23 protein-coding genes are annotated in these 24,051 nt (G+C 57.2%); 19 read left to right on the top strand and 4 right to left on the bottom strand.

Annotated elements, in window-relative coordinates:
• Window positions 1-162: 162 nt before the first annotated feature.
• From LU688_RS07345 to LU688_RS07330, 4 genes are all read left to right on the top strand, one after another.
• Window positions 163-360 (top strand): CrpP family ICE-associated protein, encoded by a 198-nt coding sequence (locus LU688_RS07345; RefSeq protein WP_023628780.1) that lies wholly within the window; start codon window positions 163-165, stop codon window positions 358-360.
• Between the two features lie 169 nt (window positions 361-529).
• Window positions 530-1,525, top strand: coding sequence for an Abi family protein (locus LU688_RS07340; RefSeq protein WP_023628781.1), 996 nt, complete (start codon window positions 530-532; stop codon window positions 1,523-1,525).
• 149 nt (window positions 1,526-1,674) lie between these two features.
• Window positions 1,675-3,585 carry a type I DNA topoisomerase gene (gene topA / locus LU688_RS07335; RefSeq protein WP_023628782.1) on the top strand — a complete coding sequence of 637 codons (1,911 nt, stop codon included), beginning with the start codon at window positions 1,675-1,677 and terminating at the stop codon, window positions 3,583-3,585.
• 436 nt (window positions 3,586-4,021) lie between these two features.
• Window positions 4,022-5,986: a DEAD/DEAH box helicase gene (locus tag LU688_RS07330; RefSeq protein ID WP_232888291.1), complete on the top strand. Its 1,965-nt coding sequence runs from the start codon at window positions 4,022-4,024 to the stop codon at window positions 5,984-5,986.
• Between the two features lie 140 nt (window positions 5,987-6,126).
• Here the strand turns inward: LU688_RS07330 and LU688_RS07325 are convergent, their stop codons facing one another.
• The gene (locus tag LU688_RS07325; RefSeq protein WP_023628785.1) at window positions 6,127-6,777 is read right to left on the bottom strand and encodes a hypothetical protein; all 651 of its coding nucleotides are present in this window, start codon (window positions 6,775-6,777) and stop codon (window positions 6,127-6,129) included.
• 276 nt (window positions 6,778-7,053) lie between these two features.
• Here LU688_RS07325 and pilL2 point away from each other — a divergent pair, with 276 nt between their 5' ends.
• The 9 genes from pilL2 to pilV are packed head-to-tail and all read left to right on the top strand — an operon-like array spanning window position 7,054 to window position 17,126.
• Window positions 7,054-8,193, top strand: a complete 1,140-nt coding sequence (gene pilL2, locus LU688_RS07320) for a PFGI-1 class ICE element type IV pilus protein PilL2 (protein ID WP_038707446.1) — start codon at window positions 7,054-7,056, stop codon at window positions 8,191-8,193.
• Entirely contained in the window at window positions 8,190-9,905 is a 1,716-nt protein-coding gene (gene pilN, locus LU688_RS07315; RefSeq protein WP_023628786.1) for a PilN family type IVB pilus formation outer membrane protein, read from the top strand. Before pilL2 ends, pilN begins: the two co-directional genes overlap by 4 nt.
• A gap of 12 nt (window positions 9,906-9,917) precedes the next feature.
• Complete coding sequence (pilO2, locus tag LU688_RS07310; RefSeq protein WP_028692969.1) at window positions 9,918-11,243, top strand: type 4b pilus protein PilO2; 1,326 nt, start codon at window positions 9,918-9,920, stop codon at window positions 11,241-11,243.
• Complete coding sequence (pilP, locus tag LU688_RS07305) at window positions 11,233-11,748, top strand: type IV pilus biogenesis protein PilP (RefSeq protein ID WP_023628942.1); 516 nt, start codon at window positions 11,233-11,235, stop codon at window positions 11,746-11,748. The genes pilO2 and pilP overlap by 11 nt, the downstream gene beginning before the upstream one ends.
• A 12-nt stretch (window positions 11,749-11,760) precedes the next feature.
• Entirely contained in the window at window positions 11,761-13,299 is a 1,539-nt protein-coding gene (locus LU688_RS07300; RefSeq protein WP_023628941.1) for a GspE/PulE family protein, read from the top strand.
• Window positions 13,292-14,458, top strand: a complete 1,167-nt coding sequence (locus tag LU688_RS07295) for a type II secretion system F family protein (RefSeq protein WP_023628940.1) — start codon at window positions 13,292-13,294, stop codon at window positions 14,456-14,458. Before LU688_RS07300 ends, LU688_RS07295 begins: the two co-directional genes overlap by 8 nt.
• Window positions 14,459-14,480: 22 nt before the next feature.
• A complete protein-coding gene (locus LU688_RS07290; RefSeq protein ID WP_023628939.1) occupies window positions 14,481-14,996 on the top strand; it encodes a type 4 pilus major pilin in 516 nt (171 codons plus the stop codon).
• Between the two features lie 11 nt (window positions 14,997-15,007).
• Window positions 15,008-15,952, top strand: a complete 945-nt coding sequence (locus LU688_RS07285; protein WP_023628938.1) for an ATPase, T2SS/T4P/T4SS family — start codon at window positions 15,008-15,010, stop codon at window positions 15,950-15,952.
• A complete protein-coding gene (gene pilV / locus LU688_RS07280; RefSeq protein WP_128671095.1) occupies window positions 15,942-17,126 on the top strand; it encodes a shufflon system plasmid conjugative transfer pilus tip adhesin PilV in 1,185 nt (394 codons plus the stop codon). Before LU688_RS07285 ends, pilV begins: the two co-directional genes overlap by 11 nt.
• A 785-nt stretch (window positions 17,127-17,911) precedes the next feature.
• On the opposite strand, the gene LU688_RS07275 is transcribed toward pilV, so the two are convergent.
• From LU688_RS07275 to LU688_RS07265, 3 genes are all read right to left on the bottom strand, one after another.
• Window positions 17,912-18,154, bottom strand: coding sequence for a hypothetical protein (locus LU688_RS07275; RefSeq protein WP_038705588.1), 243 nt, complete (start codon window positions 18,152-18,154; stop codon window positions 17,912-17,914).
• A gap of 641 nt (window positions 18,155-18,795) precedes the next feature.
• On the bottom strand, window positions 18,796-19,956 hold the full coding sequence (locus LU688_RS07270) for a tyrosine-type recombinase/integrase (RefSeq protein WP_028692968.1): 1,161 nt from the start codon (window positions 19,954-19,956) through the stop codon (window positions 18,796-18,798).
• Window positions 19,931-20,161, bottom strand: a complete 231-nt coding sequence (locus tag LU688_RS07265; RefSeq protein WP_036986864.1) for a helix-turn-helix domain-containing protein — start codon at window positions 20,159-20,161, stop codon at window positions 19,931-19,933. Before LU688_RS07265 ends, LU688_RS07270 begins: the two co-directional genes overlap by 26 nt.
• Window positions 20,162-20,313: 152 nt before the next feature.
• Between LU688_RS07265 and pilM the strand changes: the two genes are divergently transcribed.
• The 6 genes from pilM (at window position 20,314) to LU688_RS07235 (ending at window position 23,988) form a co-directional block, all read left to right on the top strand.
• Entirely contained in the window at window positions 20,314-20,754 is a 441-nt protein-coding gene (gene pilM, locus LU688_RS07260) for a type IV pilus biogenesis protein PilM (RefSeq protein WP_023629574.1), read from the top strand.
• 898 nt (window positions 20,755-21,652) lie between these two features.
• Complete coding sequence (locus tag LU688_RS07255) at window positions 21,653-22,003, top strand: hypothetical protein (RefSeq protein ID WP_023629572.1); 351 nt, start codon at window positions 21,653-21,655, stop codon at window positions 22,001-22,003.
• Window positions 22,004-22,252: 249 nt separating this feature from the next.
• Complete coding sequence (locus LU688_RS07250) at window positions 22,253-22,378, top strand: hypothetical protein (RefSeq protein ID WP_023629570.1); 126 nt, start codon at window positions 22,253-22,255, stop codon at window positions 22,376-22,378.
• A gap of 324 nt (window positions 22,379-22,702) precedes the next feature.
• Window positions 22,703-23,275, top strand: coding sequence for an STY4534 family ICE replication protein (locus tag LU688_RS07245; protein WP_028692967.1), 573 nt, complete (start codon window positions 22,703-22,705; stop codon window positions 23,273-23,275).
• Window positions 23,276-23,328: 53 nt separating this feature from the next.
• On the top strand, window positions 23,329-23,487 hold the full coding sequence (locus LU688_RS07240; protein ID WP_023629568.1) for a hypothetical protein: 159 nt from the start codon (window positions 23,329-23,331) through the stop codon (window positions 23,485-23,487).
• A gap of 75 nt (window positions 23,488-23,562) precedes the next feature.
• Window positions 23,563-23,988 carry a hypothetical protein gene (locus LU688_RS07235; RefSeq protein ID WP_023629567.1) on the top strand — a complete coding sequence of 142 codons (426 nt, stop codon included), beginning with the start codon at window positions 23,563-23,565 and terminating at the stop codon, window positions 23,986-23,988.
• The last annotated feature ends 63 nt before the right edge of the window (window positions 23,989-24,051 follow it).

The following is a 24,051-nucleotide window of genomic DNA, read 5'->3' as shown; positions in this document are numbered from 1 at the left end:
AATTACCATTTCCTGAAGGCATCTCCACCCTACAGCTGCTAACGTGTTTAAAAATTAGCTACTGGAGTCGAAAAAAGCGCCTTGTCGCGAGGCTTCCGGTATCAAGAATGTTTGAGGCGTGATCTGCCCGGCAGGTGCAGGGGCACTGATGAGGAGCATTCGATGCAGCATGTAGTGGCCCAGGAGCGAAAAGCGGATAGGCGCCAGTTCAACAACCCCCATCCTGCGGTGGAGGCTGCCGGAGTGGAAGCCGCCGAGAAAGGGCTGCCCGTGTATGCTTGTCCCTACAAGCACCCCGCCATGTTGGCCTCTTGGCTTAAAGGGTACAATCGAGCCCAGCAGCTCATCCTCAGCCTCTGACCTCTTGCTCTTACAGCCTCCAGCTTGCGGTGGCCTTCACAGCCAACCTGCTGATTTTGTCTTGACACCCCTCCGCCTTCTCCCTAGAATCACCGCCCAATCGCGCCTGAACCTCTGGTGCTGGCTTTGTCCAGTATTATGTTTGGGCCTTCTTTTATCTGGAACATGGATGTTGCAGCAGCTAGCCCCTCCTAAGCCATTCAAAAATTATTCCGAACTGGTTGAGCTACTGATTACCAGAGGCATGCTCGTACCTGACCCCAACCGAGCAGAACGGAAGATTTCACAGATCGGCTATTATCGGCTCAGTGGTTACTGGCAGCCCGCGCGCGACTTTGATAGGGACGAGCAACAGAATGTCCTTATCTGCCAAGTAACACGCAAACCGCGTAGAAAAAGCAATTTTCTACCTGACACAACCTTCAATGACGCCGTCGATCTTTATCTTTTTGATAAGAAACTTAGACAACTCATGCTTGACGCGATTGAACGGATTGAGATCCAGGTCAGGACTGTAATTGCTCACGAGGTTGGCTACCACTCACCAATGGCGTATACGGACTCGCAGTTCATTCGCCCTAAACAGACCGAAGACTGGAATGACCGCAAAACTAACCAAAAACGAAATACTTGGTTAGAGTGGCAAAAACGCCAAAAAAATCTGTTGGATCGTAGCCAAGAAGACTCCATTGAATGGCATAGACGCGCGCACAAAGCTATTCCGTTCTGGGTAGCTGTGGAGGCATGGGATTTTGGTACACTATCGAAATACTTCGAAATCCTCAAAGGCAACCATCAAAATCGCATTGCGGCTCGACTAGGTATTAGTGATACCCACGTGCTAACTCAGTGGCTACGAGAGATAAATACCTTGCGCAACAGGTGCGCACATCATACTCGTATTTGGAACCAAGTAGCGGCCAACCCGCTCTCCGTTCTTGACAACCCTTATTTTCAAAACCTGGCGCTTGACCAAAATGCCCGATCTCGAATATTCGGGCTAATCAGCGTCATCTGGCTGCTTGTTCAACGCTTGGGGCCAAGTTCAAGCTGGATAAAACAGGTCGCAGATCTACTCGACTCTAAGCCCTCCTTGCCTGGTTGCCAATTCTCCTCACTTGGGCTTCCAGAAGCTGGATTCCCCAGGAAGCTCTTTGGAATCTGATCAAGGAGACTAAATTGCACCACTCCTCATCACGCAATTCATAAAAGCAATCCCAACGAATTCCCGCCCTTTCAGTTGACCATTTCGCGTTGTGCCGCCTCCGGCCGGCGGCAAGAGTGCGCTCTGTTCGAACTGTTCAGGGTCACCTTATGAAACTCATGATCATCGAGGCACCGGGCAAGCTGAAGAAGCTAGGGCCCATGATGAAGAAGATCCGGCCTGGCGAGCAATGGACGGTTGTAGCCACTGGTGGCCACATCCGAGACCTCCCTGAAAAGGGGATGGACGAGACGATGATCACCACTGGGGTGCTCAAGAACCTCCGGCCGGTGTACGAGATGCTGCCCAAGAGTGCCCGCAACGTCAGCACGATCCGCAAGGCGCTAAAGGACGCCACCGAGGTTTATATTGCCACTGACCCGGATCGCGAAGGTGAAAGCATCGCCTGGCACATTCAGCAGGCGCTGCGCATCAGCGAGTACAAGCGCGTCACCTTCAATGAAATCACACAGAATCGTGTGCGGGAGGGTTTGGCTAACCCCCGCAAGATCGACGGCCAGCTCGTTGCTTCACAACAGTGCCGTAGGGTGCTCGACCGCTTGGTGGGCTACCCCGTCACTCAGGAGCTGCGCCGAGTCATGGGGCAACCCACGTCTGCGGGCCGTGTACAGTCACCTGCGCTCTACCTGGTTGTACTGCGCGAACGGGAGATCCGCAACTTCAAGGTCATCCACCACTTCGGCGCAGAACTGACCTTCAGGGACGAAGCTTCCAGCTTGGCCTGGACTGCCGCATGGCAGCCGGTGCCGGATTTTGCCAGCAAAGAACACCCTTACGTCCAGGACGGCACGCTCGCCGCCCGGGTCGCCGCCACCCGTGCAGTTATCGTGGAATCGTGCGAAGACGGCAAGAAGCGGCGTCCGCCGCCCGCACCGTTCATTTCGTCCACTTTGCAGCAAGCCGCCAGCGTGGCGTTGAAGTGGGACCCCGACAAGACGATGCAGATTGCGCAACGCCTGTACGAGCAGGGTGTCATCACATACCACCGGACGGACAACCCCAACCTGGCCGATGAGGCCATGCCTGACATCCAGGCTGTCGCACGACGCCAGGGGCTCGACGTTGTAGACGAACGCCGGACGTTCAAGGCAGCAGACAGCGCACAGGAAGGTCACCCTGCGATCGCGCCAACCGCTTGGGATGATGAGGTTGCGGGAGAGTCTTCCGATGAACAGGCGCTGTACAAGCTCATTCGGATCCGCGCACTGGCCAGCCAGCTCGCCGATGCCATCTACGACGTGCGTACCGCAAAGTTGCTGGCCAAGGGGCCGGATCAAAGGCCGCTGCGCTTCGCTGCGACGGGTAGCTCGGTAGCCTATCTCGGCTGGATGAAGCTCCTGCAGCAAGACGACACGGATGAGGAGTCGACCGACCTGCCCAAAAATCCAGTGCCGGCGCTGCAACCTAAGCAGATCCTCAACGTACTCCAGGGCGAGGTGTTGAACCAGAAGACCAAACCGCCAGGGCGCTTTACTAAGGCCAGCTTGATCAAGGAACTGGAGCGTCGTGGGATTGGCAGGCCCAGCACCTTCTCCGCGATCGTTAAAAACATCACCAGCAAGGGCCTGGTCGTCGAGGAAAAGCGCAAGCTGGTACCAGGACCGCTGGGAGAGGCTACCGTCGCCCAGCTGGAAGGCCGATTCAGCTTCCTCGAGCTGGCTTTCACGAGCACGCTGGAGAAGGACTTGGATCGAATCGCCCGCGGTGAGGATAGGTACGGCCCTGTGGTCGCCAAGTTCTACGAGCACCTCCAGAGTGAGCTGGAAAGCCTCCGACAGGCGCCCACAGTGGCGATGAAGGCGCGGTCGCCTGAATCCTCATCGGGCGCCCAGGACGGCTACTCCTGCGGCAAGTGCGGGATGCCTCTCGCGCGCCGACAGAAGCGCGGCGATGGCGGTTACGACTTCTGGGGATGCACCGGGTTCAAAGCGAACAACTGCCGCGTGAGCTACCCCACAGTGGGCGACAAACCTGATATGACCAAGCCCAGGGGCATGTAGGCGAAATGTTTCGAAGGCGGTAATCCATTTCTCCTGTAGCAGGTTTCCCCCAACTGCCAATCTGCTCGCTCTTACGGGTGCGGGTAGGCGCACCTTGAATGATGACGAGTTGACTACTCATCCTCCCGGAGGTGCTTGTGGCCCGTTCCAAGAAAGTCATTGACCGGTTGAAGGCCGAGCAGGCGGACAATCCGAAGGTCCCTCATTATGAATCCCGGCCAGGCGAGTCGTGCTGGCCGTTACAACCTGACGACATCAAAACCGCTGGGTACTGGAAGCAGGAACGCAGACGTGTGCCGAAGGGCTCAGAGCCTGCGGCGTACGTAATCAGTGGCCAGGGAGGGTCGCTTCATGGCTCAGTACTCTTAACCCGATGGGTGCCTGCCTACCACCTGGACCAGACTGTGCCGATGAAGTCCAAGAGCGCGGACGCCAATTGAAACGGCCACGCCTCCTCAATAGCCAACCAGTGTTGCTCGAAGCCGCCGTATTCGACGGCTACGACATGGGCATCCTCATGCCTTACATTGAAGGCGCAAACAAGGTCATGTTCGCACGGAGCGGGTTCTTCATTCGCCGCAGTGATCACCCGCTCTGCCGCTACTGGCGCGTGCCCAAGGCCAAGCTCATCGACGAGCTGGACCTGGTGTACCACCAGCTGATCGAGCTGGCCGGTGGCAAGGTCACTGAGTCATGGCAGGCCTTCCGCCAGAAGATCGAGAGCGCGCTGGCCAACCCACGCCGGGACGCGTTCATCTCGGGAATGCTACTGCGAATTGCCCCGCTCGCCGACGGCGGTGTGCTGCTGTCCGGAGATTATCATCCTGGAGTAGTTGCAGTGGCCCGCCGGATGCGGGGAGTGTTCCTGGGCAAATCCAGCTCGTGGCGAGTCAACGCCACCGCCGAAATCCTGCGCAGCAACCTGGTCCTGGAGCTCGGTCTTGTGGAGGAGCAGTTCGAGATCCTGGACGTGGTACAGGAGCTCCTGGGCGATGGCTCTGTGGTTCCAGCAGCAGACATTCCACGCATCAGCCTGGGCGGTGCTCCTCAGGAACCCTCGACAGCCGCCAGCGGTGAGGAGAGCTCCAACGACATCTACCTCGCTGCCGTCTCGCCGATTGAACGCACCGAGTTCTCAGATGCCACGATCGCCCAGGCCCTGGTCGGCTATTCCCTGCTCGATCACCAGCCTGCTGGCATCGCTCACCTGCTCCAGCGCACCAGCGCACTGCTGGCTGATGATATGGGCCTCGGCAAGACGCGCCAGGCCATTATCGCGGCGCATATCAGTGCAGCCGGTCGCCCGATCCTGGTGGTGACCCTTTCCTCGTTGCTGATCAACTGGCAGCGCGAAATCCTGGCGGTCTACCCCGACGCGACAGTCGCTGTGCAGAAGCACGACCCGCTGGTCCAATGGATGCTGATCAATTACGAGCGTCTCGGCGACTACGTGCTGCTGGCTGAGCATTACCACGTTCTAGTGGTCGACGAGGCGCACCAGTTGAAGGAGCCGACTGCCGAGCGTACACGCCATGGCTTCGATATCGCAGCCAAGGTGCCGAATCGCTATCTGCTGACAGGCACGCCTGTCCTCAATCGCGAGACAGAGCTGCACACCCTGCTACGTCTATCGGGGCACCCGGTCGGCCAGTTGCCCCTCAGCGATTTCTGCGAACGCTTCGCCGGCAGCCCAGAGTTCCGGCAAAACCTCCGGGCAGAACTGGGCGACTGGATGCTTCGCCGGCGCAAAGACGTTCTGCCCGGGCTCAAGGGTAAGCACCGGCAGTTGCTGCCCGTGGCGATGGGGGTGGAGGAGCGGAAGAAGTACGACAGCATTCGCCTCGAGGACAGGCCCATCTTTGCCAGGCTCGGCGCGCTTCGCCATTACCTGGAACAGGTGAAGGTCAGAGTCGCTATGGACCTGCTGGGCGAGCTGGACCCCGAAGACAAGGTCATCCTGTTCTGCGAGTTCAAACCCACCGTCGCGCGCCTCAAGGAGCTGTGCGATGCAGCCGGTATCGGGAACGTCACCCTGGTCGGCAGTGACACACTCACCAAACGCCAGAAGGCGATCGACAAGTTCCAGGGCGACCCCGACTGCAGGGCTTTCATCTGCACCACCCACGCCGCCGGTACCGGCAACAACCTCACGGCCGCCAACTACGTCTTCTTCCTGGGCCTGCCCTGGACACCCGGACAACAGGATCAGGCCGAGGACCGGGCGTACCGGAATGGTCAGCTCAGGACGGTGATCGTGAAGATCCCCCTCGTGGAGAACAGCATCGATCAGCAGCTCTGGCAGATGCTCTTAGCGAAGCGCCAAGTCAGCTTGGAGCTCATTGAGCCGGAAGAGCAGCAGGACGCGCTGGCCAAGGCAATGCTTGCAGCGACTATCCAATAAGTAGGATCGCTTGGGAATCACAGTTTGAGCTCATGAATGATATAGCTCCGAAACTTAACCCTTTCAACGTGAACCCAATGACTACTACCAACCTAAATCCTTGGAAAACAGGCCGATGCATTGCTGCCAAACATGGGCCATCAGATTATACCGGCGTCTCTCTGTAACTTGGCGATATAGGAGTTCAACGCCTTAGCAAATACTGGCAGGGTCTCATTCACAAAAACCCAATCAAAAGTCAGTAAGGCGCTGGTCCATCCTACGCTGTAGATAACCCCATCCTCACCGATTTCTTTGTCCCCATGAGTCATGTTGAAGCTTTCGTGATCAAAGTGGGCACCATGCTTGTCTCTGTATCCCTTCGCGGCCTCTAGAAACTCATAAAACTTGACTTTAACGTCACCTGAGAAGGCCTCAGAAATCACCTCAGCGACAATCGGCTCCCAAAACGATTTCTTATTTCCCGCAATAACCCCGGGTTTACCCCAACCAGAATTAAAAATAGTGCACAACTTTATAATGATTTCTTCTGTGATTAATTCATCAATAAGGTGAACATCGTGAACATCAGGAAACAAGGAGCCATGCTCTGATTCAAAACTATCTAATGCCTCGCCCTCAAGTCGCAGACCAGTTTTTAATCTGCGACGTTCCTGATCATACAGCTCAGTAATATTTTTTGGCCTTCCAGTTCTGCAGAAGCGGTCTACTCGTTGCATAAGCGCCAGGAGATCCAAAACCCTAGCCAGTGCTATTTGCCACAAATACAACCTACCTAGTGTTTCTTTCATGGTTATCTTTTTTAATTTGGTATTGAAGCGGACATGATCGCCGACCTGGGCGGTGATGAAATGCACTTTAGGCCAAGAGATACTCTCAGCGATAGGCCGATCAGCCTTACGCCAAGAAAATCATGCCCCCCTGGCCGCTGCCGAGGGCACCCAAGACAACCCGTTGCACGAACTCATCAGCCCACCGGAAAAATCTGGTCCTGCGAGATATTGATTTCCAGCTGCGCGGAAAGCTATCGGCTGTCACCGTTGCCTTCAATGACTACAGGGGGCCTCATGATCAGGCAGTTGACCACTCTCTCGCTCGCCGCACTCGTTGCGGGTTGTGCGATTCAGAAGGCTGAGCAGCCGCCGAAGCCGGCGTTCGATAGCAGCCGCAATCCCGAATGGCTGTCTCCGGACATCTACCCGAACGGAGCAAGTCCGGAGAAGGAACCCGTCGTTCGGTATGGCCGCTACACCTTGGTGAGCACCCAACCCGACGCGAGCCAGCGCGACCTGATGGCACAGATCATCGACGTGACCATCCCATCGAGCATGAACCCCAGCGTTCGGGACGCCATGCTCTACGTGGTCGACCGGTCAGGTTACGCCCTCTGCCCGCCCAGCTCGCAACACGTCAACATCCTGTACACCCGACCTCTGCCAGCAGCCCAGTACAAGCTCGGCCCAATGACTCTGCGAAACACCCTGCAGGTCCTCGCGGGCCCGGCCTGGCAGGTGAAAGTCGATGAGGTGAACCGTCAGGTGTGCTTCGTGCTTCGCCCCGGTTACCAATTGCCAACCCCGTCGACGCCGGCAGGCCAACTCTACGCCGACAAAGCGCGGGCTCCTGGAACCAGCCCCGCCACACCAGCCTCGACGCCAGGCGTAGTCGTCGCCGCAGTGCCTACTCCCGCCCCCATCTCCACGACTACACCCGCTGTCGCAGCCCCAGCGGCAGTGGCTCCCGCGCTCCCCCCAATGGCACCCGCCAAGGATGGCTCTATCCCGGCTGCGATGGTAACCACCGCGGCTAAACCTTCGACACCTGCGTCCCCAGCACCGAATGCGCCCAACCAACTTGCAGCATCCAAGCCAGCGGCTGCCGTGACCACTACAGCAGTGGTGGCCCCGGCCATCGAGGTCAAGCCCGCCACACCACCCCGGCCGCTGCCCCAAGTATGGACGGCCGAAGTTGGATCAACCCTGCGCGATACCGTTGAAGAATGGGCCAAAAAAGCCCGGTGGCGGGTGATCTGGGCCCAGGAAGACCTCAACTATCCGATCGAGGCACCGCTGCACTTCGAAGGCCCGTTCCAGGAAGCCATTAAGCAGCTGTTCCCGCTCTACGACAATGCCCCGCGATCCTTCGTCGTCGACGGTAGCGAAGGCTCCCAGAGCGTCTTGTACGTCGCTGAGAGGAAGAAGAAATGAACAAGTTTTCTTGGGTCCGCTGGGCATTGACCCCGATCGCCTTGGCCCTGCTGAGCAGCTGTGCCGTGCAACGGGTTAATGAGTCGTTCGACCGAGCAGAGTTCCAGGGCCGCACGGCTGGCCAGTACACCAAGTTCCTGCAGAACCAGCAGCCACAACAAAACCGCGACACGGTCGTTTTCAGCAACAAGCCCTGGGTTTCCACTGAGCCGCTGGTGACCAGGCGCGGGCTCCCGTTCAGCCTGGACCGTGACATTGCCTATCGGCCTGCAGGCCCAGTGTCGATCACCGACGTGGCTCAGCTGATCACCAAGGAAACCGGGCTGCAGGTCATTGTAGCGCCTGACGCATTGAACCCCGGGATCCTCTCCTCGAAGTCTGCCGGCACTACCGCTCGCGGCGCCGCTCAGGCTGTACCTGATCCAGACAGCCTAGCGGGTCTTCTGCCAAATGGCATGGCGGGGGCAATGCCTGGCAGCGCAAGCTCATTCGACTTGGGCCTCGGCAGCGGAGGACTGATCTCCGGCCTGAACTACAACGGCAAAACCTCCGGGCTGCTTAACCAGGCCACCTCACGCCTGGGGCTGTCGTGGCACTTCGACCCTGAGCTGCAGGGCGTGCGCATTACCTACTTCGACACCCGCACCTTCGACGTCTGGACATTCGGCGACGAGTTGGAGATCGAGAGTACCGTCAAGTCGGGCCTGCTGACCTCCACCGGCAACGGCGACTCGGGCTCTTCGACATCTTCGGGGGGAGCCACGGGTGAATCCGGCAGCAACCAGAGCACCAAGTCGACGTACAAAACCTCACTGATGAGCGACATCGAGAGCAACGTCAAGGCCATGCTCAGCATGCAGCCTCCAGGGCGGCTGTATCTCTCTCGCTCTACCGGCACGCTCACCGTCAGCGACCGGCCGGAGGTGCTGAATCGAATTTCGGCCTACCTGAAAGATACCAACCGCAGCATCACTCGACAGGTGCTGTTCAACGTCAAGGTCTACGAGGTTAACTTCAGCGACAGCGACCAGACGGCTGTCAACTGGAGCGCTGTCTACAAGTCCATCTCCGGGAAATGGGGTTTCGGCCTGAGCAACACCGTCGCCGGCATCAGTTCCGAGGCGATCTCTGCCAGCGGCAGCATTCTGGATACGTCCAGCTCTCCGTGGGCAGGCTCCAAGGCCGTCGTGCAAGCCCTGTCAGAACAGGGGCGCGTCTCCGAAGTGCGCTCGCCATCGGTGACCACGCTGAACCTGCAGCCGGCACCGATCCAGATCGGCAACGTCCAAAGCTATGTCGCCTCCAGCTCGACCACCACCACCGCTTCCGTCGGTTCCAGCACCGCACTGACACCGGCGACGATCACCAGTGGCTTCAACATGATGCTGCTGCCCAAGCTCCTGGACAAAGAAAACATGCTGCTGATGATCACCCTCAGCATCAGCAGCAAGCCAATCTTCAAGGACTTCGAGAGCAACGACTCCAAGGTCCAGACCACGGACTACGACACCAAGAACGTGGCGCCCAAGGTCCGTCTGCGCAGCGGTGAGACACTGATTCTGACTGGGTTCGACGAGAACGGGGATGACGCCCGTAAATCCGGCGTTGGCAGTCCTAGCTTCTTTGGCTTGGGCGGTGGGCGAACCCGCTCGACGTCCCACAGCGCCCTGGTGGTACTGGTGACACCAATCGTCCTCCCGGACAACCTGTAAGTGGCGGCGCTCATGAACACCGATACACACAAACCTTCGAGCCGGGTGCAGACCATCCAGCACCGGGGGCGTGTCTTCGTCACTGGCATGCTCTGGACGCCCCTGGGCAACATGACCAGCTACATGAAGGAAGCCCGTCAGTATGGCCATGAGCACGGCCTGGACATCGTGGCTATCCGAAGAACGTCGCTCATGATCCAGGCGGGCTTTGTTTCCCGCTCCGCTGACGTTCACAAAGGCATGTACTCGCTGGCTGCGACCTTGGCTGGCCAGCTCGGTGATTCATGGATTGCTGCCTGGGCCGTCGACGCCGATCAAGATCGCTATGCCATCGTCGCTGTCCATGAGGGCAGGATCATCCCGGGTTGCGACCTGATTGCCACGGCATCGGAAGTCCGTAAACGGGTGTTGCAGCAACGCAGTCGCGGCATCCAGTTTGAGCGAGAGTTCTTACCAACCGAGTTTGGCATGGGCGGCGACCTCATCGACATCGATGAGCTGCTCCAGCCGTCCCGGCTCAAGCGTGAATACCGGCTGCGTCCACTCGTGTTCGGTATGTCCAAGCCTGAGCTGGCTCAGTTGCTCCTGGTGGCCCTCTTGATCGGTGGAGGGCTACTGGCCTGGTCACAATGGAAATCCCATCAGGCAGAGATCGCGCGTCAAGCTGCCATCGAGGCGGAGAAGAAACGCCTCGAGGAGCTGGCCGAGCTGCAGAGGCAAACAGGCACGGAACAACCCATCCAGGCGCTGGAGCACCCCTGGGCGAAACAGCCCTCGGTCACCGATTTCGTTGAGGCCTGCAGCAGGTTCATGAACCGATTGCCGCTGAGTATCCGCGGCTGGCCCTTCATGGAGGCAAAGTGCAACAGTTCACAGGTTATTGCGACCTACGAACGCGCAGGTAACAGCACCGCTCACGAGTTCACGATGGCTGTCGCAGAACTCTTCTCTATCCGCCCGGAGTTCATCAATCAGGGTAAGACCGGGCTGCTGAAATTCGACATTTCCCTTGATGCTGCCGGTGACGACGCCCTCATTGAGGCCAGAGATGCTCTGGAGAATTTGACCAGTTGGTTCCATGGTTTCTCTCAGGAACCGCAGTTGCAACCGATCCCCGTTGTTACGCCTCAGGAACCTGCTCTGCCAGGTCAACCCACGCCACCTCCGCCGCCGCCTCCCCAGTGGCAGCAGTACCAGCTGTCGTACACCTCTGGCGTGCTGCCCTACGACTCCTTCAATGGCGCTCCAACCCAAGGGCTGCGCCTGCAGGAGATCAAGACCGAATACAAGGCCGACCACCTGATCTGGTCAGTCACAGGAGTCCTGTATGCGAAATAACTTCAGCCTGATCCTGCTCACGCTCTGGATGCCAATTGCCGGAGCACAGACAGCGACAGATCTCTCAGCCATCAGCGTCGGCGAGCTCGGCAAGGTGCAGAGCGAAACCATCTTGTTCAAGGCAAAAGCCGAACGCGCGAAGGCAGAGCTCGAGGCAAACGGCACACTACCTAGCCCCCCCCAGCCAGTGACGCAGTTTCCTACTGTCGGGCTCACTCCCGCCATGACGGCTACATCCTCAGGGCCGCGCCAATCGGCATTGCCGGTGGTGAAAGAAATCAGCGGCTCCGGACAGAAATTACGGGCAAGCCTGATCTACAGCGACGGCAGCGAGCTTGACGCCAAGCCTGGCAGCGAGCTGCCGAACGGTTTCCGGGTCCAACAGATCACGCTCGATGGGGTCGTGCTGACCAAGGAGGGAAAGCGATACCCACTTGGATTCGGTAACCGGGTGGTATCTCAGCCACAACAGAGCCTCCCCGGCCTCCTGCCCGGCCAACCCTGAGGAGTATTGACCATGACCGAGCTATCCGCAGAGCCCGTCGATCTTGAGCCTGCCGAACTGACTTTGGCGCCGTTGCCAGTGGCGGTACTGACCGCCCCAGGCGGCCCTCATGCGATTAAGGAAGACTTGCGCCAGGTCCTGGCCATGACCGCCGATGGGAAGCTGTACATCTCTCCCCAACACGTCAGTGACCCCTACGTGATGGCATTCATGGACCAGCTTGAGCACAAAGGCATTGACTACGAAGTGGTCTTAGCCTCGATGACTGAGATCAAGACGCTGTATCAAGCCTCGGCGTCGAGGGGCATGAAGGCACTTGTCGAAACCCAGCGCCAAGCCCAGGTGGTGGAGTTCATGGGGGACGCCCACCGGCGCGGCGCCAGTGATGTTCACATCGTCGTTTCGCACGATGTCACCCGGATCAAGTATCGGCTGTATGGGGTCCTTCAGGAGGTACGCCAGGAAAAGAGCGACGTAGGGCGTGAATTCTGCGCTGCTCTGTACAACAGCATGTGCGATGTTTCTGGCGATTACTACCAGCCCCACATCGCTCAGGATGCCCGCGTCAGCCGTAAGTTTGTCGACCAACTGGGCTTGTACGGCGCTCGGGTTGCAACCCGGCCGCTGGTGGATGGCCCGCTGATGGTGATGCGTCTGCTGTACGACGATACCTCCAAGCAGAGCTTCGAAGAGCTCGGCTTCCTGCCTCAGCAGATCGAGCACTTCAGAAGACTGCGGAGCCTGCCTTACGGACTTAACCTGATTACTGGCCCAACAGGATCCGGAAAATCCAAGACCCTGCAGGTCAATCTCAACGCGCTGTATGACGAGACTGGTGGCTCCAGGCACATCCTCACGCTCGAGCATCCCCCTGAGTATCCGCTCAAGGCTAACCAGTCACCGATTTACGCCGGCGAGACTTGGGGTGACGGTATTACCAATGCCGTACGGCTTGACCCAGATGTCCTCATGTACGGTGAGTTGCGCGACCTGGCGTCAGCCCAGGCGGCGTACACCGGCGCCATGACTGGTCACCAGAGCTGGTCAACCCTGCACACGAACAACGTGATCGCCACCATCCAGCGCCTGATTGACATGGGCGTGGCTGATTACCTGGTCACCGATCCACTGCTGACCACTGGGATCGCTAACCAGTCATTAGTGCCGGTGCTCTGCCCTGCTTGCCGCATCCCGCTGCGTGAGCATAACCACGGCATCAGCAAGGATCTCTTCGCCCGGCTGAAGCAGCTGCAGATCGTCGACCAAGTCAATCTGGTCGGTGAAGGTTGTAGCAAGTGCAGGAACCTTGGGGTCGTCGATCGCACCGTTATCGCCGAAACCTTGCTGACCAACGTCAAGCTCATGGATACGTTCACCAAGCGCGGTGCAAGCGCTGCGCGCAGGTACTGGGTCAACGAGATGGGTGGCATCACCAAGATCGCCCACGGGATCATGAAAGTCACCAGCGGGATAGTAGACCCACGCGATGCCGAGCTCTTCGCTGGGCCGCTCGACTTCGACAGGCAGCTGATGGAGCAATCCGATGTTTGAATTGCTTCAGGACTTCTGGACAGGTGTACGGGAGGCCGCCCAGGGCTGGGCGGTCACCTTCTATGCAAAGCAGTTTGGGAAGAACGAGCGAATCCAGTTCTACGAGAGCCTGATGGGCGTCCTGGAGGACGGTATCCCGATCGAAGAAGCACTGGAGACCGTTGCCAAGGCGTTCAGCAATGACGGTAAAACGATGCATCCCGTGTCAGTCATTTGTGGTCAGGTGGCGATGCTAGTGCGGGGAGGAAAATCTCTCGCCGACGCCTGCAGGAGCCATTTGCCATATGACGAGGCTTCCCTGGTCGATACCGGGGAGAAAACCGGCAACCTTGTGGAGGCTTTCCGGGACTGCGTTCGGCTCATCGAGGCCCGCCAACGCATTTCTCGCCTGGTTGTCTCCGTCGTAGCGCTTCCATCGATTACCTGGAGCCTCATGGGGGCGCTGCTGTATGTCATCGCCACCTGGATGGTGCCGTCGATGGCTCAGCGGCAAGATCCAGAGCTGTGGACCGGCATCCCAAGTCTGCTCTATGTAATTTCCAAGGTAGTCACGAACTACGGACTTCTGATCGTTGCAGTCGTGCTGACCCTGGTCGTCGTCTCGTTCGTGACCCTCCCATACTTCTGCGGCCTGCAGGTTCGACCGAACAGCCCGGTTTGGAAAACGCAGCTCAGCTTGCTACTGCAGACCACCAGGCTGCGGCTCGAAGGCATTCCCCCCTGGTCAATCTACAAAGTCCTGCACGGCTCAATCTTCCTGCTGAACATGTCAGTGATGCTCCGCGCCGGGGTGGGCCAACTGAGTGCGCTCAGCATTCTCAGCCGGAGCGCCTCTCCCTGGCTGCGAGAAAGGATCGACGCCATCAACTACGGCGTCAGTTCGGGTAAAGACTTCGGTACAGCACTCAAATTAGCCGGGCACCAGTTCCCGGATCCGATGGCCATCCATTTCCTGCAGGTCTTGGCCACACGCCAAAGTTTCGCCGCATCGATGGAGAGGTTCGCCAATCGCTGGCTCGAGCAAATGCTCAAGCGGGTGGAAACGGTCTCGAAGTCCCTTACAGCCCTATCCGCAGTAATCATGGGCCTGCTCATGATCTTCGTGATGGTCGGCATCTTCCAGCTGGCCATAGGCCTGATGGACTCAATCCAACACTAAGCACACAGCCCAGAGGCAACCAATGACACTCTCTACCCCAAAAAACCAACGTGGCTTCCTGTCCATCGACGGCGTGATGTGGATCATGCTCATTACCATCGCCTTAGGTTTCATCGCCTGGATCGGCTACAAGATGCTGGGGAGTTCCGATGCCGCTGTAGAGCAAAGCAACATCACCACCATCATCACCAACGCCAAAAAGCTGAAGGGATCTTCTGGATATGGCACATCGGGGACTAATCTCGTGCCTTCGCTGATCGCTATCGACGGAACCGGCTCAATGGGCGTTTCGGGCACCACCCTGACCAACCAGTGGAACGGCGCCGTCACGCTTGTGAGCAATGGCATGACCTTCACCCTCTCCGAGAGCAACGTCCCCAAAGCGGCTTGCATCACGCTGACCACCAAGATCGCCAAGGACAAGCAGACCACCACCGCCATCAATGGTGGCTCGGCAACCAGTGGCGAGGTCCTTCCCGCCGCCGCTACAACAAGCTGCTCCAACGAAATGAACTCGATCTCCTGGACTACTTACTGAAGGCTGCCAGCGTGAGCTTGATTGCAGATGCTGAGTTCGTGGACCTCTATCTTGGCCATGATTTTGCCGATGTGAAGGGGCTGGCAGGTCAGCCCCGCAAGGCCGCCGCTCCTCCGGAGTGGTTGACCGAGATCCAGGAACTGAGGGCGCGGTGTCTGCATCAGTACGAGACAACACGTGAGCCTGAATTCGCCCTCGTGTTAGAGGATCGCGTGCTCTTGCGAGTGACGTACAACCTGGACGTCTTCACTAAGCCGTTTTTTGTGCTGAATCGGTCAAGAGCAACCATCATCCCTCTCGAGGATCTTGGGTTACCGGACCATATTTACGAGTGCCTGCTCGCCGAAGAAACCCGGGGCCTGGTGTACTTCGCTGGTGAGATGGGCACCGGCAAGACCAGCAGTGCTGCCTCGGCGGTGAAGGCCCGCCTGACATCACGCGGCGGCCTGGGCCTGACTGTAGAAGACCCGCCGGAAACGCTCCTCCAAGGCGAACATGGCTCTGGCCGCTGCATCCAGTTGCCGGTTTCCCGTATGCAAGGCGGCTATTCAGAAACGCTGATACGCGCTCTTCGAACTCGCGCTGACCTCATCCTGGTCGGTGAAGTTCGAGACACGGCCACTGCCGCTGAAGTCATCAAAGCATCCATCAATGGCCATCTCATTTTCTCCACTGGGCACGGCGGCAGCATCGGGAGCTCCATCCAGCGCCTGGCTGTACTTGCCGAGCCCATCATGCCGAATGCCCTGGAGGTGCTCTCACAGGGGCTGACTGTGGTCATTCACCAAACCCTCCTCCGTCCAGACCACGGACAGCCGCGACTCACACTCCAAACGCTGTCACTGACCCTGGATGACGCGCCGTCCATCCGCGAGAAGATCCGCAGCGGACATCTTCAGATGATCGAGCAAGACATCGTCACCCAATCGAACAGGAGTCTCTGGCATGGCCAGTAAACGCGGGCAGGCTGGATTTTTTACCATTGATGGCCTGTTCGGCCTGATAGTGATGAGCATCATGCTGTCTCTCGCGGGTTGGTGGATGCTCAATTACGGCAACCAGCAGGACTACCGGATCGCCGCGGAACACCAGCGGACTGTCGCTGACGCTTTTGCCAAGTACCTCAAGGACAACTACTCCGTGGTGCTCAGCAATGCTGGCCCGACTACGCCTGTCCAGGTCACCGTAGACATGATGCAAAACACCAAATATCTGCCGGCGGGCTTCAGCTCGACCAATAGCTTCGGCCAGACCATCGTCGGCCTGGCCAGGCGCCTCAACGCTAACCAGCTCGAGGCCATTGTGGTGACCACCGGTGGCCAGGTCATCCCGGAACTCGGCATTCGGACCATCGCTGAGCATCTTGGCGGGCCGGGCGGATTCATATCGTCACTCAAGCCCGGAGTCATCCAGGGTGTGCGAGGTGGATGGGAAGTGGCGCTCAGCAACTACGGCATCAACCCTGGGCAGGGACATACCGCGAGCGCGCTCTTCTTGATGGACGGCGAGCTGGCCAACGACTACCTCTACCGCAACGCTGTCCCAGGCCACCCTGAATACAACCGGATGAACACCGCGATCGATATGGGTGGCAACGACATCAACAATGCCCGCGCGGTCACCGCGACGAGCGACATCACCAGTAAGGACGGCTGGTTCAGAAGCCAGAACGACACTGGGTGGGTGAACGAGAAGTGGGGGGGCGGCATCTACCAAGCTGATGCAGACTGGGTCAGGGTTCTTAACGACAAGGGCCTGTTGACAGGCGGAAAAATCCGCGGCGGGACACTGCAGGCGGACGGACGTGTGACAGTTGGGGAGTATCTGGATATCGAGAGCACCGCTGTTGAAGGACAGGCGTGCCCGAAGATCGGCATCCAGTCGAAAAACAACCTGGGCGCGCCCCTTACCTGCCAGTGCCTCACACCTTCTTGCCAATCCGGGGTGTGGAAATCGGGCGGTTCTGCAGATGGTGTAGGTTCTGGCTTTATGACTGGGATAACCGGGCAGTACGTGAATAGATTTACCGGTGGATATAGCTGCCCGACGGGACTGGTTCCAAACCTGATCGGAGGTGTCCAGATAGGTGGCTGTAATCCATGCCTAACTTACTCTTGCAGCAAGCCTTAACAGGTTTGCCAATCCGGGGTGTGGCGTTCAGCTGGCGGTGGAAAGGTTCTTACTGGATTTATCACCCACGGCCAGCAAATCCCTCTTCCAAGCGGCAGTACCCAAGATAGCTGTACTTGGTCGGCTTCCGATGCGTCAAACCCTCACCCTGCCCCGAGACCCGATTATGCTGGCGGTAATTACGCTTACGCTGATAGCAATCGGATCGTAACCTGTGGCTTCTATGACAAAGGTGCATTCAACCCAGGCGGTGCATGTAGCTATGTGATCGCATGTAACTAGACGCCTGAAGCTGCTACTAGGATCGCACGCATCGCGCGTACATACTTTGCCCTCTTGGGTATGAGCTATCAGCAGTTGATAGATACCAGAAACCATCAGCCCCTATGTAAATCTTCCCCCAATAACTATCGTAGTTATTCAAAGAAGCCATGCTGATCAGGGTGGGAAAGCAGAATCCTTCAGTGCTCGCAATCATGCGGACTGTTTGTTGGTAGCCGGCAATGTATTCGGCGGTCAGCTCAAATTTTGCTGCAGCCTGCCGCCACGCACCGGATTGGCAAGATGGTTACTTTTGGCAAACGTGATACCAATAGTATGGAGTTGCACCTGCGTAACTGAAACCTGTGAGGTTTGAGGAAAATCCCAACGGACAACTACATGCACCTGTTTGGGGGTTGGCAATACCACATCCTGATTCGGTCATTGACCCAACTCCTGTATATGCTCCCCCAAACCTTGCCGACACTGCTTTCCAAGCACCGGATTGGCAAGATGGTTATGCGTTACGTCGAACTGCTTGCCTGGCCTTGTAGTTTTAATAAGTTGTTCAAGTGTTGGTCTAGTGACGAAATTTGGTCGGAATCGGCCAAGCCTCGAGAAATCTGTCGCAAAGTCTCTAATGCTTTAGCAGACTCTGCAACAGCCTCAGAGTGTTCTTTGGTCGCCAACTGCTCAAGAAGAGCATGCTGTGAGCTCAAGCTGGAAATAGTGGCCTTGATGAAAACGAGAAAATCCAAACTATTCATCTCACCACTCCCTTATCGATGAGGTTATTGGTAGGTCTTTAACCCCAACCGTGTACCCATAGAAATTGTAATGGGTAAGGACCCCTGCATTCGCCACAGCACAGCTGACGCTACTGCCACAGAACACGTATCCGAAACCACCGCATACATTGGACCGACACTTGATGGTTCCAGAAAACAGACTACCCGTTACGCTACCGGTGCCGCTGTACCCAGTATTGCCGTTAATGCCGATTTGCCATCCGCCAAGCTCGCCCGAGCCGGCGGCTGTCCACACCCCGGATTGGCAAACCTATTGGACACAAAAGAATGGAACTGCTGCTCCACCTGAAGCTATATCTAAGGCTGCGTCACTGAGGCGGAAAGTGAAGGCCGCTGCCGAGCCCCATTCACTAGTCCAGTAATAGACTCCATTATTGAGCCCCATTGATCTCAAAATGTGCATTTCCGACAGGCTTGCCAAATGCCATTTCTCACCCTTGGAACCGCAAACTTGGTTGGCGGCATACCAGGTGTTTGCTGGACTAACTTCATGTTTAAGTTTTCTATCACCACTGCCAGCCCACACCCCGGATTGGCAAATAGGATTGCCCCAAGATGCCCAATCCACAAGGCCTGGGCAATCTCAAGACATCACCTAATCACCGCAAAAAAGTGTGAGCCCCATCTGAGGGGCAATTCTGGCTCAACGGGTCGAGCATGATTATTTCGCCCTCGTTAACCTGCTCCAGATACTGATCAGGAGCTGGAATAGGCTCCTTGTCCCTTAACGACACCATCAGATGACGTAGCAGCGCATCTTCCGCCACTCGCTTTGCCAACTCTGCAGTACCCCCAGCGCCTTGTACACCATCGAAGTCGAGCACCCGCACGGTGACGCCGCTGGGTGTTTCCGAAACGACAGCAGGATACGGCACCAGGTGATTGATGATCACCTGCTGGCCACGGTGCTTGTTCCCCTCAAGCTTTTTCACCAATCGGGACGCTTTCAAGTGGGTGTACCTCTTCAACATCGCCAGGCTCTTGTGACCACTGATCGCAGCAATTTCCATAATGTCGAGTGTGCCGAGCTCGAAGAGGCGCGAGCAGGCTTCATGCCGGAGGTCGTGGAAATGAAGGTCCTTGATGTCCAGCCGTTGCAGCATGATGCGCCAGGCCGACTTCAACCCATTAGCGGTATAGCCAAACACCTTGCCCTTCGTCCGTGCCCCGAGCTGGATCAACGCATCACGAGCTTTGAGGCTCAGGGGCACATCCCTCTTCGATCCGTTCTTGGTATCGGGGAGGTGCGCAATTCGCCGCTGTAGGCTGATGTGCTCCCACTCAAGCTTCAACAGTTCCCCCTGGCGCATAGCTGTCTCGATCGCCAGCACAACCAGGACATAGAGGTCTGGTGTGGGATGCGCATGGCAATAACGCATGATCTGGCGCTCCTCGCGGGCAGTTAGTCGCCGATCTCGGCCAGGTGCTGCTTTCGGTTTGCGTACGTTCGAGACCGGGTTCGACTCGCACACCCCCCACTCGATCCGGCCAATGTCGAACACGTTCGACAGCAGCGACATTTCCAGGCGCACCGTAGATGGTGATATGGGTAAACCCGTTTTAGGGTTGGTCTGCAAGAGACGCTCGTCGCGGAGACTAGCGATATCAGGGCTTCGAAAATCACGCATGTTCTTGTCGGCATACTTCGACTTAAGCAGACTTGAGATACGGTAACTCTCTTGTACAAAGCCTTTCTTTAGTACGGAGACTTTCTGTCGATAAAGGGTCAGGCCTTCAGCGAGCGTCATGTCCTGGGTCATTCAACTCTTCCAGTTTGGCCTGCAGCAGCCTGGCCAGCTGGTCGAATTGGATTTCCAATGCGCAGCAAAGGTTGAAAACGGTATCCAGGGTTGGAGATTTGTGGCCACGCTCAAGCAGACTGATGTACGACCTATCTACACCAGCTTCGAAGCTCAGCTTTTCTTGCGAGATGCCCCGAGCAGTGCGCAGCTCGGCCAGCACCATGCCGAATGCATGATTGTGCTTTTTCGAAGAGTCTGGTTGTAATTCCAAAAGTCCAACCCGAGATCACGAGATCAAAGGTCAGAATTTTCGGGTTGTTGACTATAATCGTCAGCGGACTATAGTCCACAACGCTCATCCCCCAGGATTTCCTCATGTACATCTACTGGATCGCTATGACCCTGCTGATCGTGGCAGGAGGCATCTTCACTCAGGTGCAGCACACCGATGAGGCCGTGACTGAGCAGGCCACGATCGATGCCCTCAGCCGGAGTATGTTGATCTACCGCTCGGCCGCAGCAGAGTATGCCCGGACCAACCCTGGGTTCACTGGAGCACCGACGGACTCATCCCTGAACCTTCCAAGCTGGTACACCAAGCAAAGCGGGATCGCCACATACATCGTGAGTGGTGTGTCCTACACCTACATCGCGGGAACGGTTCCTGCCGGCCTGCCGGCTGCACTGACCGAGCGCACTGAGTCCGCCACCGTTGGTGTGAAGAGGTCTGGCCAGTTGTTCTCACCGAAGGTGGGTAACATGGCCATAGCCGTTCCAGCGCCCGTCCCAGAGGGGGCAGTCGTTGCGGTCTATTGACAGTTGACGCCTCGCGAAAAAGCCTACGAGCCTTGCATCCCGGCCATGGTACAACCCATAATGACATCAGTTTTGGTTCAACCCCGCTGGCTACTGACGGTCATCAGTAGCGCCCAGGTGTTGTGGTTCGCCTCAACACCAAACCGTAAGCACGCTATAGCTCCGGGAAGGGCGTGCGGATCTGGTTGAAAGCTCTCCCTGTGTCTCCCTGCTCTCTCTAGTCGCGCAGCCGTCTAACTCGTGATGATCGAGTTCACAGGCACATAGAGTTTCAAGAGGTTCGGTGCTTCTTTGATCCAAGGGCCACATTGGTAATGTGGCCCCTCCTCTTTCCTTCCCCTTGGGTAGCCTGATGGACTTGTCGAAGGTCCATGAGGCTACCCAATGGGTACTCTCTCCTTTGCCGGTGGCCCGCCGGCGATAAGCCGGGCTCCTTTTGTGCGCGGATGCGTGCCTCATGTTTGCTGGCCAAAGCCACGAGAATGGCCAGGTGATGAGAGTCGAAACGATCAATGCCCAGGGATCGACGATTCCGACACAGGTGGCTCCTTCAACTTTTTTTTTCAACCACGGCTGGGTCACCTTTCAAGGGCTGATCCAGCCGGACTTCTCCCTCCATCTCTCCCCCCTTTCCCCCTCCGCTTGACACAACCCTTCCCCGCTCCGATTATTAAGCCGTGATCTGCTGACGTCGTCAGCAACATGCCCCATGCAGCTCGGATCCGTAATGCTGCAGCACGAAGTCTGTGTGATCCACCAGCCCAAGGTCGTTTAGCTTCTGGTAGCACGACCGGTCGACCTCCGTCGATAGAAGCTCCTTCCGCAAACCCAGCGGGGAATACATTTCCCCGTTAGGGACAGTGTTTTCTCCGCATTTTTTAACCGCAGGAGAAACACCATGACCGCAATGTCCGCACCCTCCATCGGCTTCCGTTTTGGCTACGCGCTCGGCACCCTCACCCGTGAGTTCCTGCGCGCCATGAAACGTCCAGCCCCAGTAGTCCCAGCACATGTTCGGCCTGTTGTACAACTCGCGAACATAGCACCCACCCGCAGCGACTGGGATGAGCTTTGCCGCATTCCAACCCTCGCACGCCGCGGTGTTGATCTGAACCAGTGGTTCGAAAACAACACCAAAGCGGTACCACCGACCAAGCGCCGTACCCGTCAGCGCAAGCCGAGCAAACCCAAAGCATCAGAGCTGCGTATGGGCCCGCTGAACGACCTCATAGCTCCAGTTGCGATCTAACTCCCTCCAACCTCACCCAGTGCCAGGCACCCCACCTGGCAAGGTGAGGGCCTGGCGATCAAAGGAACGCCATGGTTTCAAAAAAACGTGCCGCTGTGGCAGACGACCTTCGCAAGATCGGAACGACGGCCGTTGCCGCCGCCCTCGTAGGTATCTTCCTCAGCACTAGCCGTCTCCTGACCGCTTTCGCCCTCGTGGTAGGTGTTGTAATCTGGATCACAGGCATTTACCTCACCCCGGAGGAATGACATGAGCCAAACCACATTCGGCATCCTCATGTTCACCGCCCTGCTCGTCATCTGCGTCGGCATGGCAGTTTGGGCCGATTGGCCTAATATCAAACGCCGGTGCCAGAAGATTCTTCGAGCACATTGATCATCGATTTTCCCTACTTAACCCTCCACCTGGAGGGTTTTTTTCTTTCAGGGCTTGACAATGTGTTTCTCCGTTTCCATCCTTGTGACCGTGAGCTGCTGACGTCGTCAGTAACCCAAGCCCGAGCAGTCATGATCTGAAAGACTGCTACACCCACTGCGGTGTTGATCTCCCCAAAATCGCCAAGCTTCCGGAAGCGCGATTGATCAATCGAGAGATTGATGGAAGCCCACCCAACTTGCTACATCCCAACCCACGCGGGGAATACTTTCCCCCATGGGCGAAGTGTTTCTCCGCTTTCGCTATTGAAACTGGAGAATCACCATGAGCAACCAATCCAACGAAGCCAAATTCTTCGACCTGCACACCACTGGCATCGGCTACCTCAACCGTATCCGTGAAGTAAGCCCCCGCAAGGGCAAGCCCTTCACCTGTGTCACCGTTGCAGCTTTGCACGGCGCGACTGATAAAGCCGAGTATTCCTACATCGACTGCAACGTTGTCGGTGCTGAGGCAGAATCGCTGGTTAAACGCTGCCAGCAGGCCGTTGAAGCCAAAAAGAAGGTGCTCGTCTCCTTCCGAATCGGCGACATCTGGGCTGACGCTTTCACCTATGATAAAGGCGACAAGAAGGGCCAGGCCGGCGCAAGCCTCAAAGGCCGTCTGCTCTTCATCGGCTGGATCAAAGTTGACGGCAAGCTGGTTTACGAAGCGAAGCCGAAAAATGCCACCCCGCCCACTGACAATCAGGGACAACCTGGTGTTGATCAAACGTTGAATCAGGAACAACCTGAGCAACCCGTGAATCAGGGACAGCCAGTCGCCGACCAATTCGGTGAGCAACTCGACCCTGTCCTCGGTAATGATCTTCCCAAGGAAGCCAACCAGGCTGCATAACCCCTATCAAGGCGCTGATTTCAGCGCCTTCATATTCTGCCAAGGAGGCAGTCATGAAAATCCTGTTCGCGTTGAACCTTCTAATCCTGGTCGCCGCTGTAATCCTCGGCGACATTGTTTTCGGTGCCTGCGCTTTCATTGGGCTGAGCGGTTTCGCGATTAACGTGCTCAACCGCAAAGCCAGCACAGTCCCGACTGCGCTCCCCCACTGATCACTAACCTGATTCCTACCCAATAGGGGACGACGATCCCCTTCGGGAGGCGTTTTCCTCACAAAGGACTTCGCCATGCCCTACTGCATCACTGTCGCTGGAGATATTCAGCAGTGCTTCCCTGACTTCGCTACCGCGCGCTCAGATATTCAGGAGCTGCGTAACCAGGGTCAGAAACCTAGGCTGTACTACTCGACCTCATTCGCGCATCTGGGCTGTGAGATCGATGATAACGGGGTGCGAATCCCAGACTACACGAACATGCAGTGGTGCGATTACGCCAAGCTGCTTCCTCACTTCGCCTCATCCTGGTCAATCACGGATGATGAACTGTCAAATGACAGATATCGTCTTGTTGATGTCTATGCGCAACTCAGCGGCCGTGAATACCATCTAGCTGACATGGCCTATGCCCGAGGCGAGATAACTCCCAAGGATCTTCGGGTTAATACATGCCTTATCAGGGTCATACAGGGTCTTATGGATCCGAATGATCTGTAGCATTTCACTTAACCGTATCGGGAACATCACCCGATCTGGCTGATGATCCTCAATGGAGAGACA

It is taken from the genome of Pseudomonas soli (assembly GCF_021283165.2).
In the GTDB taxonomy this organism is placed as follows: Bacteria; Pseudomonadota; Gammaproteobacteria; order Pseudomonadales; family Pseudomonadaceae; genus Aquipseudomonas; species Aquipseudomonas soli.
The sequence above is the reverse complement of the archived record's forward strand: the minus strand, read 5'-3'. Positions and strand labels throughout refer to the sequence as shown.

What these genes read in the sequence shown, in the direction of transcription:
- LU688_RS07240 (WP_023629568.1), top strand. Translation starts at nt 23,329, where the DNA reads ATGAAAATCCTGTTCGCGTTGAACCTTCTAATCCTGGTCGCCGCTGTA.
- LU688_RS07325 (WP_023628785.1), bottom strand. Translation starts at nt 6,777, where the DNA reads ATGAAAGAAACACTAGGTAGGTTGTATTTGTGGCAAATAGCACTGGCT.
- pilP (WP_023628942.1), top strand. Translation starts at nt 11,233, where the DNA reads ATGCGAAATAACTTCAGCCTGATCCTGCTCACGCTCTGGATGCCAATT.
- LU688_RS07290 (WP_023628939.1), top strand. Translation starts at nt 14,481, where the DNA reads ATGACACTCTCTACCCCAAAAAACCAACGTGGCTTCCTGTCCATCGAC.
- pilO2 (WP_028692969.1), top strand. Translation starts at nt 9,918, where the DNA reads ATGAACACCGATACACACAAACCTTCGAGCCGGGTGCAGACCATCCAG.
- topA (WP_023628782.1), top strand. Translation starts at nt 1,675, where the DNA reads ATGAAACTCATGATCATCGAGGCACCGGGCAAGCTGAAGAAGCTAGGG.
- LU688_RS07295 (WP_023628940.1), top strand. Translation starts at nt 13,292, where the DNA reads ATGTTTGAATTGCTTCAGGACTTCTGGACAGGTGTACGGGAGGCCGCC.
- pilN (WP_023628786.1), top strand. Translation starts at nt 8,190, where the DNA reads ATGAACAAGTTTTCTTGGGTCCGCTGGGCATTGACCCCGATCGCCTTG.
- LU688_RS07255 (WP_023629572.1), top strand. Translation starts at nt 21,653, where the DNA reads ATGACCGCAATGTCCGCACCCTCCATCGGCTTCCGTTTTGGCTACGCG.
- LU688_RS07340 (WP_023628781.1), top strand. Translation starts at nt 530, where the DNA reads ATGTTGCAGCAGCTAGCCCCTCCTAAGCCATTCAAAAATTATTCCGAA.
- LU688_RS07300 (WP_023628941.1), top strand. Translation starts at nt 11,761, where the DNA reads ATGACCGAGCTATCCGCAGAGCCCGTCGATCTTGAGCCTGCCGAACTG.
- LU688_RS07275 (WP_038705588.1), bottom strand. Translation starts at nt 18,154, where the DNA reads ATGAATAGTTTGGATTTTCTCGTTTTCATCAAGGCCACTATTTCCAGC.
- LU688_RS07235 (WP_023629567.1), top strand. Translation starts at nt 23,563, where the DNA reads ATGCCCTACTGCATCACTGTCGCTGGAGATATTCAGCAGTGCTTCCCT.
- LU688_RS07265 (WP_036986864.1), bottom strand. Translation starts at nt 20,161, where the DNA reads ATGGTGCTGGCCGAGCTGCGCACTGCTCGGGGCATCTCGCAAGAAAAG.
- LU688_RS07250 (WP_023629570.1), top strand. Translation starts at nt 22,253, where the DNA reads ATGAGCCAAACCACATTCGGCATCCTCATGTTCACCGCCCTGCTCGTC.
- LU688_RS07245 (WP_028692967.1), top strand. Translation starts at nt 22,703, where the DNA reads ATGAGCAACCAATCCAACGAAGCCAAATTCTTCGACCTGCACACCACT.
- pilV (WP_128671095.1), top strand. Translation starts at nt 15,942, where the DNA reads ATGGCCAGTAAACGCGGGCAGGCTGGATTTTTTACCATTGATGGCCTG.
- pilL2 (WP_038707446.1), top strand. Translation starts at nt 7,054, where the DNA reads ATGATCAGGCAGTTGACCACTCTCTCGCTCGCCGCACTCGTTGCGGGT.
- LU688_RS07270 (WP_028692968.1), bottom strand. Translation starts at nt 19,956, where the DNA reads ATGACCCAGGACATGACGCTCGCTGAAGGCCTGACCCTTTATCGACAG.
- pilM (WP_023629574.1), top strand. Translation starts at nt 20,314, where the DNA reads ATGTACATCTACTGGATCGCTATGACCCTGCTGATCGTGGCAGGAGGC.
- LU688_RS07345 (WP_023628780.1), top strand. Translation starts at nt 163, where the DNA reads ATGCAGCATGTAGTGGCCCAGGAGCGAAAAGCGGATAGGCGCCAGTTC.